At 37.2% G+C, this 14,618-nt stretch carries 13 protein-coding genes, 3 pseudogenes and 1 riboswitch; of the genes and pseudogenes, 4 read left to right on the forward strand and 12 right to left on the reverse strand.

Annotated elements, in window-relative coordinates; translation table 11 throughout:
- The first annotated feature begins 172 nt into the window (after window positions 1-172).
- Window positions 173-1,480: a 4-aminobutyrate--2-oxoglutarate transaminase gene (gene gabT / locus SPD53_RS17975; RefSeq protein ID WP_336253382.1), complete on the forward strand. Its 1,308-nt coding sequence runs from the start codon at window positions 173-175 to the stop codon at window positions 1,478-1,480.
- A gap of 12 nt (window positions 1,481-1,492) precedes the next feature.
- Window positions 1,493-2,883, forward strand: a pseudogene (locus SPD53_RS17980) (NAD-dependent succinate-semialdehyde dehydrogenase).
- A gap of 376 nt (window positions 2,884-3,259) precedes the next feature.
- Here SPD53_RS17980 and SPD53_RS19950 read toward each other — a convergent pair.
- The 9 genes and pseudogenes from SPD53_RS19950 to SPD53_RS18015 all read right to left on the reverse strand — a co-directional run bounded on the left by SPD53_RS19950 (window position 3,260) and on the right by SPD53_RS18015 (window position 10,370).
- On the reverse strand, window positions 3,260-3,451 hold the full coding sequence (locus SPD53_RS19950) for a M20/M25/M40 family metallo-hydrolase (protein ID WP_442946277.1): 192 nt from the start codon (window positions 3,449-3,451) through the stop codon (window positions 3,260-3,262).
- A 189-nt stretch (window positions 3,452-3,640) separates the two neighbouring features.
- Window positions 3,641-3,691: pseudogene (locus tag SPD53_RS19955) on the reverse strand (hypothetical protein); the annotation flags it as partial.
- Between the two features lie 44 nt (window positions 3,692-3,735).
- A complete protein-coding gene (locus SPD53_RS17990; RefSeq protein WP_336253383.1) occupies window positions 3,736-4,539 on the reverse strand; it encodes a M20/M25/M40 family metallo-hydrolase in 804 nt (267 codons plus the stop codon).
- A 47-nt stretch (window positions 4,540-4,586) separates the two neighbouring features.
- Window positions 4,587-5,837 carry a Zn-dependent hydrolase gene (locus tag SPD53_RS17995; protein WP_373290833.1) on the reverse strand — a complete coding sequence of 417 codons (1,251 nt, stop codon included), beginning with the start codon at window positions 5,835-5,837 and terminating at the stop codon, window positions 4,587-4,589.
- 13 nt (window positions 5,838-5,850) lie between these two features.
- Window positions 5,851-7,443, reverse strand: a complete 1,593-nt coding sequence (locus SPD53_RS18000) for a sodium:solute symporter family transporter (RefSeq protein ID WP_156857312.1) — start codon at window positions 7,441-7,443, stop codon at window positions 5,851-5,853.
- An 11-nt stretch (window positions 7,444-7,454) separates the two neighbouring features.
- Window positions 7,455-7,652 carry a hypothetical protein gene (locus tag SPD53_RS18005; RefSeq protein WP_156857311.1) on the reverse strand — a complete coding sequence of 66 codons (198 nt, stop codon included), beginning with the start codon at window positions 7,650-7,652 and terminating at the stop codon, window positions 7,455-7,457.
- A gap of 480 nt (window positions 7,653-8,132) precedes the next feature.
- Window positions 8,133-8,216: pseudogene (locus tag SPD53_RS19960) on the reverse strand (hypothetical protein); the annotation flags it as partial.
- 265 nt (window positions 8,217-8,481) lie between these two features.
- Entirely contained in the window at window positions 8,482-9,789 is a 1,308-nt protein-coding gene (locus tag SPD53_RS18010; RefSeq protein ID WP_336253384.1) for a nucleobase:cation symporter-2 family protein, read from the reverse strand.
- A 5-nt stretch (window positions 9,790-9,794) separates the two neighbouring features.
- Complete coding sequence (locus tag SPD53_RS18015; protein ID WP_336253385.1) at window positions 9,795-10,370, reverse strand: xanthine phosphoribosyltransferase; 576 nt, start codon at window positions 10,368-10,370, stop codon at window positions 9,795-9,797.
- Between the two features lie 121 nt (window positions 10,371-10,491).
- A riboswitch (purine riboswitch) is annotated at window positions 10,492-10,593 on the reverse strand.
- A 266-nt stretch (window positions 10,594-10,859) separates the two neighbouring features.
- On the opposite strand from SPD53_RS18015, the gene SPD53_RS18020 reads away from it, so the two are divergent.
- Entirely contained in the window at window positions 10,860-11,495 is a 636-nt protein-coding gene (locus tag SPD53_RS18020; protein WP_336253386.1) for a pentapeptide repeat-containing protein, read from the forward strand.
- Between the two features lie 551 nt (window positions 11,496-12,046).
- On the opposite strand, the gene SPD53_RS18025 is transcribed toward SPD53_RS18020, so the two are convergent.
- The 3 genes from SPD53_RS18025 to SPD53_RS18035 all read right to left on the reverse strand — a co-directional run bounded on the left by SPD53_RS18025 (window position 12,047) and on the right by SPD53_RS18035 (window position 13,772).
- Window positions 12,047-12,943 (reverse strand): permease prefix domain 1-containing protein, encoded by an 897-nt coding sequence (locus SPD53_RS18025; RefSeq protein WP_336253387.1) that lies wholly within the window; start codon window positions 12,941-12,943, stop codon window positions 12,047-12,049.
- 1 nt (window position 12,944) lies between these two features.
- Window positions 12,945-13,289, reverse strand: a complete 345-nt coding sequence (locus SPD53_RS18030) for a PadR family transcriptional regulator (RefSeq protein ID WP_370459795.1) — start codon at window positions 13,287-13,289, stop codon at window positions 12,945-12,947.
- Between the two features lie 312 nt (window positions 13,290-13,601).
- Window positions 13,602-13,772 (reverse strand): hypothetical protein, encoded by a 171-nt coding sequence (locus SPD53_RS18035; RefSeq protein WP_156857303.1) that lies wholly within the window; start codon window positions 13,770-13,772, stop codon window positions 13,602-13,604.
- Between the two features lie 236 nt (window positions 13,773-14,008).
- On the opposite strand from SPD53_RS18035, the gene SPD53_RS18040 reads away from it, so the two are divergent.
- Window positions 14,009-14,497: a PTS sugar transporter subunit IIA gene (locus SPD53_RS18040; RefSeq protein WP_336253388.1), complete on the forward strand. Its 489-nt coding sequence runs from the start codon at window positions 14,009-14,011 to the stop codon at window positions 14,495-14,497.
- Window positions 14,498-14,618: the final 121 nt, after the last annotated feature.

Genomic DNA, 14,618 nt, shown 5'->3' on the forward strand with positions numbered 1-14,618 from the left:
AAGTAGATTTGCTGATAGATATGCTTTCCAGTATTCTCTCGATCAACCTTGATTAACATCATCAACTTCTCCCTCTCCTTCTGGTACCATATTAATTATAATTCTGGTACTTTTCATTATAACAGAATCTTATAATATCAGTATAAATACTGAAAATGGGAGGCATTACAAAATGGATTCATTAACTAAAAGTACAAAAGAATTGCAAGATAAACGAAATAAATATATCCCTCGTGGGGTTAGTAATGGAAACTTACACATTGCGCGGGATGCACAAGGCTCGACAATTACGGACATCGAGGGAAATGAATTTATCGACTTTGCAGGGGCGATTGGTACTTTAAACGTTGGACACACACACCCGAAAGTAACAGAAGCAATTAAAGAACAAATTGATAAATTTTTACATCCTGGCTTTAACGTCATGATGTACGAAGGCTATATTGAGCTTGCCGAAAAACTTTGCAATATTACACCTGGAAACTTTGAAAAGCAAGCACTACTCTTAAATTCAGGTGCAGAGGCGGTGGAAAATGCTGTCAAAGTAGCTCGTAAATATACAGGTAGACAAGCTGTTGTTTCGTTCGTTCGAGGGTTCCACGGTCGTACGAACATGACTATGAGCATGACGAGCAAAGTAAAGCCTTATAAGTTTGGCTTTGGTCCCTTTGCACCAGAAGTCTATCAAGCTCCATTCCCTTATCCGTATCAGAGACCAGAATCATTATCGGAAGAAGAATATACCGACCATGTCATACAGGATTTTAAAGACTTTTTCGTGGAAACGGTTGCACCAGAAACAGTCGCTTGTGTCGTTATGGAACCAGTTCAAGGAGAAGGTGGATTCATTATCCCTCCTAAAGAGTTCGTGCAAGCGGTAAGAGAATTTTGCTCAGAGCATGGCATTGTTTTTGTAGCTGATGAAATCCAAACTGGCTTTGGACGTACTGGGGCATATTTTGGAATTGATCATTTCGATGTCGTTCCAGATTTAATTACGGTTTCGAAATCCCTTGCAGCTGGTCTTCCACTAAGTGGCGTTGTTGGCCGTAAAGAAATTCTGGATGCCTCAAATCCTGGAGAGCTTGGTGGAACGTATGCAGGAAGCCCTGTTGCATGCGCCGCAGCATTAGCAGTCATTGATATTATGGAAGAAGAGAATCTACCTGCCAAGGCGGAAATCGTTGGTGAAAAGATTGAAAATAAACTTACAGAACTACAAGAGAAGTATACGTTTGTCGGTGAAATTCGCCGTCTAGGCGCGATGGTTGCTGTTGAAATCGTCGATAACCGTCAAAATAAAAACCCAGATAAAGAAACAACAGCTAAAATTGCTAAATATGCAAATGACAATGGTTTACTGCTATTATCTGCCGGAATTAAAGGAAATGTCATTCGCTTCTTAGCTCCACTTGTAATAACAGATGAAGAATTGAACAAAGGATTAGCAATTCTTGAAGATGCTTTCGCTAATCAATAGGAGGAAATAAAATTGACAAAATATATTTCAGTAAAGAATCCAGCAACAGGTGAGTTAATCGAAGAAGTAAAAACAAACACCAAAGAAGAAGTCGAACAAGCTATCTTAAGAAGCCACGAAAGCTTTAAGGCATGGTCTTCTGTCAATGCCCATGAGCGTTCAAGGCTATTGCAAAAATGGTCTCGCCTTATTCAGGAAAGTAAAGAAGAAATCGCTAAGGTGATGACGCTAGAAAGTGGAAAGCCAATTAGAGAGTCGCTTGGTGAAGTCGATTATGCAACAAGTTATATCGATTGGTATGCTGAAGAAGCAAAACGTCTTTACGGACGGACCATTCCGGCAAACACGGAAACAAAGCGAATTATTATTACACGTCAAGCAGTTGGTCCAGTCGCAGCAATTACACCTTGGAACTTCCCTGCAGCCATGATGACGAGAAAGGCAGCCCCGGCACTTGCTGCAGGATGTACATTTATTGTAAAACCAGCTGCAGAAACACCGCTGACAACAATAAAATTAATTGAGCTTGCTCACCATGCCGGGATTCCAGAAAATGTAGTACAATGCGTGAACGGTAATGGCTCAACAATTGGTGATATTTTTACAAGTAGTCCTTACATCCGTAAAATCACATTTACAGGGTCCACTCCAGTAGGTAAGTCTCTTATTGCAAAGAGTGCTGATACGGTGAAACATATCTCAATGGAACTTGGTGGACATGCACCAGTCATTGTTGCAGCTGATGCAGACGTTGATTTCGCCGTAACCCAGACCGTCGCTTCAAAATTCCGTAATGCGGGACAAACGTGCATTTGTGCAAACCGCGTCTTAGTACATGAAAGCGTGGTAGAAGAATTCTCTCAAAGCTGGCAAGTGCAGTAAGTCAATTAAAGTTAGGTAATGGTTTGAATGAAGATACAGATGTTGGTCCGGTCATTAATGAAAAGGGATTCAATAAAGTTGTTTTCCAGCTAGAAGATGCGGTTAATAAAGGTGCTGAGGTCCTAACTGGTAACGTATTCGATGCCAACCAAGAAAAAGGGTACTTCTTCATCCATCCAACTGTTTTAAAAGGTGTAAGAGAAGATATGAATATTATGCAAGAAGAAACATTTGGACCAGTTATTCCAATCACCACCTTTACAGAGTTAGATGAAGCAATCAGGATTGCCAATAGTACTCCATTTGGGTTAGCATCTTATTTCTTCACAAATGATTACCGTACAGGGGTTTACTTAAATGAAAACCTCGACTTCGGAATCGTTGGTTGGAACGACGGAGCACCATCTGCCGCACATGCGCCATTTGGGGGAATGAAAGAAAGTGGAATCGGCCGAGAAGGTGGCAGTGAGGGAATCGAGCCTTATTTAGAAACGAAATATTTATCAATTGGAAATCTATAAGCTTATTTTAAATATCCGCCAACAGCCCAAACAAGCTGCTTGGCGGTTGTAATCTTATAAATACAGTTTTTATAAAAAGAGAAGGAGAGTTTCAACTTATCAATCCTATTTTAGAATGAATGGATAGGCCTTTAATAAGCTTGCATTGTTATCATGATTATTAAAAGATCAAGAAATACATTAATGAGTGGTTTCATTCTCTCAAAGCAAGCCCATTTCATTTTAGACTAGCTTTTTAGGTAAGAGTAGGGTATCAAAAAAAGAAAGTAAAAAAGCAGCATAAGATAATAAATGAGAAGACAAGTTCACTAGTACAATATTTTGCTGGACTAATGAACTTGTCTTTCTCTAAGTTATTTAACTATTAAATGATGTCCTAGTTATTCTCCTTACACCAATCTAAAATAAATGCAGCAATTGTTTTTGTTACAGTTTTAAGACTATCTAAGTCAATATATTCATTTGGTGCATGCATATTGGCTCCGCTTGGTCCATAACACGTTGCAGGTATACCAAACTCACCAAATGCACGAAGGTCAGTAGTAGCAGTGAATGCCAATGATTCCATTTCTTCATTTGTTGTTTTTTTATGTGCTAAAGCTATACGGTTAAAAAGCTCACTATCTTTAGATATTGTATATCCTGGTGCATGGAAACCAAAAAATGTAATCTCCGGTGGATTCTCCTTTAGCCAATCATCCTGTTCAGAGGCTTTTAAAAACCATTGCTTTACTTCTTCTTGGACGTCTGATGGATCAGTTCCTGGATAAAACCCTACCCTTGCCTCAAATGTATATTCATTAGGAACACTAGAAGGCCAGTCTCCTCCATATCCGACTCCTACATTTACATTTAAAGGATGAGAATGATGGGTAAAATCTGGATGTTTGGTTGAGCATTAATATGCTTTCTGTAATCTTCCAGCGCCTGAATTAGTATTGTTGACTTATTAATCGCATTTTGCGCCATTTCTGCTCGTTCGACATGAGCCCCGCTTCCCTTCACCTTCACTCTCAACCACATAACACCTAATTGCGAATGAATTCCGCGAAGTTCTGTTGGTTCAGGTATTAATGCACCATCTGCTACAAATCCTTTATCTAGTAATGCTAGTGCTCCGTTTCCTGTACATTCCTCTTCAATTACTGTTTGAATTTGGAGGTCTGCGCCCAATTTTATATTTGCTTTCTGTAGTGCTTTTACTGCATAGATAGCCGCAGCTACTCCGCCCTTCATATCCAATATCCCTCGTCCATACATTTTATTGTCAATGATGGTTGGTATGAATGGGTCCTCTTCCCATAATTGTTTTGGTTCTGCACTTACGACATCAATATGACCTTGAAGAATTAAACTTTTTCCCAGTTTTTCTCCATCGGATTTCCATTCCCCAACTAAAACTGGCCGGTCCTCATAATCCCATTCAGGCTTTCCATAATTTTCATAAGCGGAAAGACGTTTAGGATCAGGTGAAAACAGAGTAGTTGTTAAATTCATGTCGTCTAAATGTTTCTTAATAAAAATTTGCGTTTCCTTCTCATTTCCTAATGTACTTTCAAATGATCCAATTGATTTAAGAAAAAGTAATTCTTCCTCCCATAAATCATCAATCGCTTGATTTACTATTTCTAAATTTTTTGATGTTATGTTACTCATACAGGATCCCCTCTTTCATAAAAGTATTCCGATCTACGGTAAAGAATTTATAGTTTCATCTCATCGTTTGCTAACCTTTTAATTACACCAAATAATACATTTGCCCCTTTTTCTATATCTTCATCTAAGGTAAGTTCTGATACATCATGACTCTTTCCATTAACGCTTGGTAAGAATATCATCGCAGTTGGCCCAAGTTCATTCATATACTTCGCATCGTGACCAGCACCACTTGGGATGCTTTTACTTGTATATCCATATTTCTCAGCGGTTTCCATTATCAAATTTCTAAGTTTTTCATTGAATAATGTTGTTTCTGAGTCCCATAAATTTTCAACTTCAAATGAAACGTTTCGTTCTAACGCTACCTTTTCCATTTCATCTATCATTTTTTCCAAGGTTTTCATTCTTAAATCATTGTCCATATGACGAACATCTAGTGAGAATACCACTTCACCTGGGACGCAATTTGCAACATCTGGAGTAACGGAAAGACGGCCCACCGTTGCCGTTACACCATACTTAATTGCTGTTTCTTCAATAACACTCATCATTTTCGATGCAGCTGCGAGAGCATCTTTTCTTAAATGCATTGGCGTAGGACCGGCATGATCGGCCTCCCCGGTTACTGTTATTTCACGCCAATTCATTCCTTGAATCCCCTCAACTCCACCAATAGAAATATTTTCACTCTCTAACACAGGTCCTTGTTCAATGTGAAGCTCTAAGAATGCAAAAAAATCCTTTATTCTATTTTCTTGCAATCCGTCATAACCAATTCGTTTTAGTTCATCTTCAAAACTCTTTCCAGTTCGATCAACCCTACTATATACAAATTCTTTCTCGAATATACCAGCTAGACCACCTGATGCCATCATTGGTGGTTCAAAACGAGCGCCTTCTTCATTTGTAAAATTAATAATTTCTATAGGTCTAGCTGTCTCAATATGATAGTCGTTAAGTGTTCTTACAACCTCTAAGGCTGTTAGAACACCTAATATCCCATCGAAACGTCCCCCTCTTGGTTGTGTATCTAAATGAGACCCGATTAAAACAGGTGCCAGATCCCTTTTTCCTTCTCTTCTTCCATACATATTACCAAAGTCGTCGATACGAACGGATAATCCAGTTTCCTCCATCCAACTCTTAAACAAATCTCGCATTTCTTTGTCTTCATCCGAGAGCGCGAGCCTTTTCAACCCATTTCCAGGTATTTCGCCTATTTCTGCACTTTTATCAATTGTGTTCTTTAATCTCCTAAAGTTTATTCTTTCCTCGACTTTTTTCAATACCTTCACCCCCAATAAAGAATTACAGCCCTAGCTGAACAAATAAATAACCCCATATCGCAACAGAAATTAAAGTAATCGCGACAGCACTTAGAATGACTTGTCTATATTGTTTCTTTATCAATGCAAGCCCATTTGGCTTTTTCTGAAATTCTTTAATTGTGATCTTTGCCATACTTGTTTGCTTCATTTTTGTAAAATACTGTAGCTCATACGTATTCGGCTTTGTTAATAAAGCAATAATAATTAATGATCCAACTGAGAAAACAAGAGCAAGCATAAGTTCATCTATACCCTCAGGAACAGGCATCACACCTCTCCTTATTAGTTCTCCAAAGATAACAAATGTTGTAACACCGATAATCATACTTGATAATGCTGCTTTAGAATTCATACGCCTCCATTCAAATGAGGCGATGATTGTCGGCAACCACCCTACCGCAAAGAAGGAACCTGCATAAATAGAAATCCAGTAAATAGCGGATGGTTGCATAATAGCAATAAGACAAACCACGGCAGCTACTATGATTTGTGCGATACGTGCGTATGACAAGCTTTGTCTGTCCGTAAGTTTTTTCTCGAATATTCTTTCGTATAGATCTCGAGAAAGAGCGAAACCAACTAAGACAAATAACGTTGATGCCGTAGATAGAACTGTAGCCATCAATGCAGCAAGTCCAATACCGGCTATTGCTGGTGGAGTAAACTCCATGAATCCAAAAACCATCACATTATCTGTTGGTGTTATATTCGGAGCAAGTACCTGCATTCCTCCTGCGGCAATAAAAATAGGAATTTGCATAAGCGGAGCAAAAAACACTCCAATCGATGCAACTTTTAATATAACAAAGTCATTTTTTGCAGGGAAAACACGAGAAACAAGAGCAGGCATACAAGTAAAGAATAAGATCCATACAAGGAATTGAGAAATAGACCAACCAATGGAACGATCCTCTGCTCCTGCTAACGTCCAATATCCTGGTATTGTTTCAGATAAATTCTTTATTTGATCAAAGCCTGCTTGTCCAATAATCATTGGAGCAATGATGAATGTAATTGCTAACATTGTAAAAAGCATTATCGTATCTGTAATGACCACACTGTACATCCCACCAAAGGCTGTAAAAGCAAGTAATGCAATCGTAAATAAAACCATAATTAACTCAAATCTTATATCAATGATTTCACTCAATACTAAACCTGCTCCGATAAACTGAACGACACCGTAACCAATTAATCCAATAATCATGATAATTGTTGCAACAACACTAACCCATTTACTTTTAAATCTCTTTTCAAAGAAATCTGGCATGGTTGTACAATCTAATGCTTTCATTTTTCGACCAATATATACTACTGCAAGTAACGTACCGATCCATGAACCAAAAGAGCCAAGTGTTGAATAGACTAAAGGACCTTCCGTATATGATTGTCCTGCAATACCTAATAATGTCGTAGCACTAAGAAATGTAGCAGCTAATGTACTCACTATTAGGATTGTGGATCCTTTGCCTCCCATTGTATAAAAATCATCGCTATTTTTAACGAATTTACTTACTACAGCACCAACAAAGATGTAGATAATCAAAACTATAATAAATATTGCAATGGCCATATGTATCCCCCTTAATTTACGTTTGCATTTTTCTCCATTTTATAAGCATCATTAACTTTTCCTTCTTCCTGTAGTTGTTCGGCTTCTTCTTTTTCCATTTGGCGAATAACTGGAAGGTATTGCTTTCTAAGTATCGTAACTACAATAATAAGAGAAAGAACGGGAAGCAATGTTGCATTTAAAAACAAGATTAATACACTTATATTCATAAAATAATCACCACCTCTACCTTTCTATATCTTTTCAATAAATTTAAAACGCTGCACTAGCGCTATATATACCAATTTTCCAACTTTTCACCAGATACTTATTGAGCTTTTAAGCGGTCACCTCTTTCTTATTCAGTATTTATAATCCATTTAGAGAAAACGGTTACAGAGTTAGTTATAAAAATCATAATGCTTATTATTACAAGTATTCTGTCTAATGAAAAGTACCAGATGCATATATAATTAGGGTACCAGAATAAAGTTTTATATTGAGCTAAAATGTGTTTAACTTGCTTACTCGGCAAACTAACTCCAATAGTTTTACTAATCTGTCGCTTATCCAATACATGTAGGAAGTTGTTTAAAAAAACAAAAAGAAGACCATCCGATCAATGGTCTTCTTCCATTTAAAACGCATCTATTATTCCCTTTTTATCCATCATTCCTTATACAATTTCCCCACCCATTATGCCTTAGCTTTTAATCCACTTCGACCTTTACAATTTTTCCTGTATTCATATCAACTTCTACTTCATATTTAACGCCCTGTGCAGTTATGATCTCGACTTCATATACTCAAATACCTTGTTCTTTCTCTTATTTTACTTTGACTATTTGTCCAGGAACTCAACTACTGCAATGTTCATTGCTTCTTCTATCAATATCTGTCTATACCGATTATATCCGTTATTGTATTCGGTACCTTGCCAATTAGTGATTATTCACATACATTTTCCTCGGAATCTTAGTCGTTTACACTATATCCTATTCAGAGATGAGCTGCATGTACCTAACCTGAATGAAAATGGTCAGGTGCCTAGAAGGGAAACTAAAGCGCCTTTTGTTCTGCCATTTGTTGAGCGGCTTCGGGGGAAGAGCGTTTAGATGTAAAAGGGCGTATATTAAAAATAATATTTAAAACAATCGCTGTTACACTTCCTGCAACAATCCCATTATTCGTTAAAATTTGGATGCCGGATGGTAAAACAGAGAATAGGTCAGGTACAACGGTTACCCCCAGTCCCATCCCTACCGAGCAGGCAATAATCATCGAATTTTCCGGGGACTCACTAATCACCCTTCCTAGCATCTTAATTCCTTGGGATACAACCATGCCGAACATTGCAAGCATGGCACCACCTAATACAGCGGTGGGAATAATCGTTGTTACGGCAGCAATTTTAGGAACTAATCCAAATACAAGCAAGATAATCCCAGCTACGAAGATGACTTTCCGTTTTTTTACACCCGTTAATTGAACAAGACCAACGTTTTGTGAGAATGCCGTATATTGAAAAGCATTAAAAATTCCTCCTAATAATACTGCAATCCCTTCCGCACGATAACCTTTTGCTAAATCCTCCTCCGATAACGTTCTATCTGTAATATCACTAAGTGCAAAATAAACACCCGTAGATTCCACTAAGGAAACCATGGCAACAAGACACATCGTGAGAACTGCGGAGATTTCAAATGTTGGCATACCAAAGTAAAAGACTTGCGGCATATGAAAATAAGAAGCCTCCCCGACGGCACTAAAATTAACTTTCCCTAAAACAGCAGCTACTAGAGTACCGGCAATAAGTCCGATGATAATGGATATTGACCGGATAAATCCTTTCGAAAAGCGATACATGAAAATGATGAACGTTAAGGTACCAAATCCTAATAATAGATTCATTGATGAACCAAAGTCACTAGCCCCTTGTCCTCCAGCTAAATTATTAATTGCAACAGGGATGAGGGTTAATCCGATAATCGTAACGACACTTCCCGTCACAATCGGAGGGAAAAAGCGAACTAACTTCCCAAATATCGTGCTTATCAAAATGATAAAAACTCCTGATGCAATAATCGAACCATATATCGCTGAGATACCAAATTCTCCGCCAATCGCAATAATTGGTCCTACCGCTGTAAAGGTACAGCCAAGAACGACTGGAAGTCCAATTCCAAAGAAACGGTTGCTTCCAATTTGTAGAATGGTTGCTACTCCGCACATGAAGATATCGATCGCAACAAGATACGTGAGTTGTTCTGTTGTTAGACCCAGTGCACCGCCGATTATAAGTGGGACCAATATCGCGCCTGCATACATTGCAAGTACATGTTGCATCCCTAATGCCGCTGTTTTCATCTAGGTTAATCCTCCTTAAAGGTTACTTCCCCATTTTCAAGCGAAGAAACAATAGCTAATGATTCCACTCGGATCCCTTCTTGCTCAATAAGCTTTCTACCATTTTGAAAACCTTTTTCAATGACGATTCCAATTCCTGCTAATGTCGCCCCGGATTGTTTAACCATATCGATTAAACCGAGTGCAGCTTGTCCATTAGCGAGAAAGTCATCAATAACTAAGACAACATCATCATGCGTGATGTAATCCTTCGATATAGAAATAGTGTTCGATTCTTGTTTCGTGTAGGAATAGACTTCTGCACTGTATAAGTGATCGATTAAGGTGAGCGATTTACGTTTCCGGGCAAATATCGTTGGAACACCCAACCGTAATGCAGTCATAACCGATGGAGCAATTCCTGATGACTCCAGTGTTAATACCTTTGTAATTTTTTCATCTTGAAAGCGGGAAGCAAACTCCTCCCCAACTTCCTGCATTAATACCGGATCAATTTGATGGTTTAAAAACGAATCCACCTTCAATACAGAATCAGATAAAACCTTACCTTCGTTTATAATCTTTTGCTTTAATCGTTCCATAACGATCTCCTTTCCAATAAAAAAACCCAGAAATTCCTGCTTCTAACTATGAAGAAGCAAGAATTTCTGAGCGGATAGACTCGAAATAAAAAGATAAATTTTAACCTAAACGGCAAAATTATCTTTTTGTGCTACTTTTCATAGTCAGTTTATTTACGGTAAACCGGTAGAAACTTGCAGGCCATATCCCCGCGATTATATGAAAATAATATTCACTTTAAATGTTACAAGTATAGCATGTAATCGACATATTTCAAGGCTTTTTCCATATGTAAAACCTTTCAAACAATTTGGACTTAGGTATGATTAGTGTGCTGGCAATTTTCTTATTTATCCTGTTAAATATACGCCGTGCATTTTTTTGGCACTTTGTTCTTCATGATTCTTCTTTCAACGAATTCTTCATTACAACATCCTAGTTAGTCGCTTTTATCTATGATATACTGCTCGCTAGTTGGCTAAATAAGTATATCTGAAAGGAAGCTAAGCATGAAAATTGATACTCCTAAAATTTCTCCAGCACTATTCACAAAAAATTTCCAAGATATCTTTTACGAAGAAGATCCGATTCTAGAAATGTGTGAAATCACCGATTCTAATTTCACAAATGAGGCTGTGGATCGTTTACGGCTATATAATGCAGTCGTAAGAAATAGTACGTTTACAAATACGGATTTTAGCAATGGCGACATAACAGATGTTCGCTTTGAAAAATGTGACTTATCCAATGTAGATTTTAGCAAATCATCGATTCACCGAGTAGAGTTTATAAACTGTAAGTTAGTTGGCTGTGAATTTCCAGAGTCATCTATCGGTAATGTAAAATTTGAAAATTCCATATTGAACTTCGCCACCTTTGGAAATGCAAAACTTCAGAAGGTTATATTTCAAGAGTCTTCCTTACAAAATGTCGATTTTTATGAATGTAAATTTAAAAGAATTGCATTCGATGGATGTGATCTCAATGAAGCAAACTTCGAACAGACATCACTAAAAGGAATAGATATAAGTTCTTCAAAGTTTGATTCACTTACGGTTTCACTCGAAGCTATCAAAGGTTGCAAAGTCTCCACATACCAAGCTATTCAATTGGCATCACTAATGGGCTTAGTAATAAAAGATTAGTACTTTTATTAGAAAGGGACTTATACAACAATGAAAAAATGTAAAGGCGGGGATGTAAAGGCGTACGACCTCTAGTTATAGGCATCCCCGCAAGCATTTATTGATTAAGCTATAGCTTTTCGTTATAGAATTCATGGCATATCTATGTGTCCATATAGCTCTTCTCGCTTTCCTCCAATACATGCACTTTAAAGAAATTGTATTTTTAATTAACAGAATGGATTGAATTGCATTACCAAATTGCAATGGCACCCCATGACAAATAACCTCATAAGTATACCTTTGTTTATCAAAACTAGTGACTTATTGCTTTTCCTCTATTTATGGTAAGTTTCGACTTATACTCTGAAGTCACAATACTTTTTAGTTATTTAGAAAATTTCACTTGATTATTTTGTTTATATTAAATACCATATATCTTAACTACAGGCGCTATCAAGTATACAGGCTCAGAGGAATACCTAAGGGTATATGTATACATAAAAACACCCATTTCTTTTTAGAATATGGGTGTAAAAAACGGATGAAAATTTAGTATTGTAGTCTGGATATTATTTTGTTGCTGAATTGCGTTTATGCTTTGATATCATACGGTACTCAATTAAGAGTTCTCCTACAATGGCAAATAGGAATACAGGAAGGGAGTAAAGGATATTAGTCAATATCCAGATAAGAAGAAAGACCCCTATCGCTCCAATCCATAAAGCTCCGGACAGCATTCCGCGTTTTGTCACTTCTTCTGTATCTTTATAATAGCCTGCGTAGGCTTCGTGATATCGTTCATGCTCCTGCATTAGCCATGGTTTGAACCGTTTTTTTTCGGTAAGCATTAAGAAGGCAATAACCAGAACGCCTGGTAATACAAAAGGAACCAGCACCCCCAGGATAGCAGCGGGATCACTGTTTTCCATAAAAAAGTGTGAACTGGAGATGGAAATTCCGAATAAAATGGCGCCGACAGCAAGGGCATAGATAAGTGCCCTTTTCCAGTCCATCGGATATTTGGAAGTTGTTTCTGTTGTTAAACCTAAATAGGTTAACGCTGCTCCTGCAGGTACAACGAATGGCAGGAAGGAGGAAATAGCAATGAATAAATTATTTCCTGCAGAAAAATAAGTAATTAGACTTGTAATAATTCCAAACAATAAAACTCCTGCAGCAAGTGTATATCCAATGGCATATCCTGCAGAAAGCTTGGGTTTTGTATCTACATACATTTTTCCAATAATCTCCTTTCGTTTTTCTCTGCTTAAATCATCGGCAATTGCTGTAATGTCACCTAATTCTGAGACAGCTTCTGCAAATGCCTCATCAGATGATTTTCCTGCTTTTTCTAAATCCTGCACGCGGTCCTTTAAATTTATTATGATTTCTTCTTTAAAATCCTCCAGCTCAGCTGTTGATTCATATCCGTGAAATAAATCATCGACATATTTTTTTATCATCATATTAATCGTCTTCCTCCTTCAATAATTGATTCAAAATCCGCTGAGTAAATTCCCAATCGGCGATATTTTGTTTGTATTGTATGCGGCCTTTATCAGTAATACGGTAATATTTTCTCCGGCCACCCTGACTTTCATCTCCCCAATAGGCAACGATACATGCTTCTTTTTCTAATCGTTTATAGCTGGAATAAAGCGTGGCTTCCTTTAATTGATATAGTCCGTCTGTTCGATCCATGATGGATTTGTATATTTGATATCCATAGGCATCGTTTTTTAATAGTATTCCCAACACAATCGTGTCTGTATGACCACGCAATAAATCTGCTGAAATTCTTCCTTCCAACAAAACCCCTCCTTGCCTTGCAATGACTCTTCTTATCTATAACAAATAAAATACTATGACAGACAAAGTAATTGTTTGTATAAGTATATTACTATGACTGTCATAGTATGTCAATGGAAAAGTAGTTGTTTAATATTTTTATGTTGGAAACAAGTCCAATTGACCGTAATCATTCGGTTTCTTCGTTATTTTAACCATAGAAAAAAGCTTGCAGAGAAAATACCCTACTATCTCTGCAAGCTGAAGACTAAAGTTGCTCCAGTCTTGGTTTCCATTCATAATTGAATCAGCAAATATTTTTTATAGAGGATTCTTTTATAGAAAGTGAGAAGGATAGTTTTTAATCAAGAATTCTTTCATTTCCTCAGCTGATTTCTTTTGCAAGACAGTCACAATATCATCAGCTAGTAATTTTCTGTGAGAGCTGCTGGAAAAGCCGATTTGCAACAGTTTATTGATATCATCATCATGCATATAAAATTTCACTTTTAGGGATGTATAGCCTTGTTCTTCAATAAGTGTAGCAATACATCTTGCTGTATGAAGTGATGTAGATTTGGGAGTTTCTCTGCAGTTTGATCCAGCTTATTACCATAAAATCAAAGTGATAATCCGAACGCAGAATACACTTGAAAATGGACTGGTATATTTTTCCAAGTTTTCACTTTCTAAAGTGATTTTTATAAACATGTATGTAATAAATTAAATGGAGGGATAGCGCTATGCTTGGGAAGCTTTTTAAAAAGAAAGAGAATCAGGAAATTGAATTATTTGCTCCTGTTGACGGTGAAGTAATACCTTTGGAAGAAGTACCTGATCCGGTATTTGCTGAAAAAATGATGGGTGATGGAATTGCTATTAAACCGTCTAATGGTAAAGTGGTATCACCAGTTGATGGAGACATTATACAAGCGTTCCCGACAAAACATGCGGTAGGGATTAAAGCATGCAATGGAACAGAAATTTTAATTCATATTGGTTTAGAAACAGTTGCATTGGATGGAGATGGGTTTACCATCCATGTTAAAGAAGGAGACAAAGTAAAAAAAGGAGATGCACTTGTTGACGTAGACTTGGCAGTGGTAGGTGAAAAAGCAGCAAGTACTGTCACACCTATGCTTATTACAAATATGAATGATATTGAAGATTTAAATAAACAGAAGTTGAAGCAGGTAAAGGCAAGTGAAGATGTTGTTATTACGGTGAAATAAAGGGAGCTGACAATGAACTGATTTTGTTGGGACTCAAAAACAAAACTATACAGTTAGAAAAACCAGCAGCTTTTCAATTTGAAATGGAAAGCTGCTGGTTTTTCTATTTCAAATACTACAT

This window comes from Oceanobacillus sp. MO10714A (assembly GCF_037072045.1).
Lineage (GTDB): Bacteria > Bacillota > Bacilli > Bacillales > Amphibacillaceae > Oceanobacillus > Oceanobacillus indicireducens.

Coding starts and splice junctions, on each gene's coding strand:
- gabT (WP_336253382.1), top strand. CDS start 173: ATGGATTCATTAACTAAAAGTACAAAAGAATTGCAAGATAAACGAAAT.
- SPD53_RS19950 (WP_442946277.1), bottom strand. CDS start 3,451: ATGGAATCATTGGCATTCACTGCTACTACTGACCTTCGTGCATTTGGT.
- SPD53_RS17990 (WP_336253383.1), bottom strand. CDS start 4,539: ATGAGTAACATAACATCAAAAAATTTAGAAATAGTAAATCAAGCGATT.
- SPD53_RS18000 (WP_156857312.1), bottom strand. CDS start 7,443: ATGGCCATTGCAATATTTATTATAGTTTTGATTATCTACATCTTTGTT.
- SPD53_RS18005 (WP_156857311.1), bottom strand. CDS start 7,652: ATGAATATAAGTGTATTAATCTTGTTTTTAAATGCAACATTGCTTCCC.
- SPD53_RS18010 (WP_336253384.1), bottom strand. CDS start 9,789: ATGAAAACAGCGGCATTAGGGATGCAACATGTACTTGCAATGTATGCA.
- SPD53_RS18015 (WP_336253385.1), bottom strand. CDS start 10,370: ATGGAACGATTAAAGCAAAAGATTATAAACGAAGGTAAGGTTTTATCT.
- SPD53_RS18020 (WP_336253386.1), top strand. CDS start 10,860: ATGAAAATTGATACTCCTAAAATTTCTCCAGCACTATTCACAAAAAAT.
- SPD53_RS18025 (WP_336253387.1), bottom strand. CDS start 12,943: ATGATGATAAAAAAATATGTCGATGATTTATTTCACGGATATGAATCA.
- SPD53_RS18040 (WP_336253388.1), top strand. CDS start 14,009: ATGCTTGGGAAGCTTTTTAAAAAGAAAGAGAATCAGGAAATTGAATTA.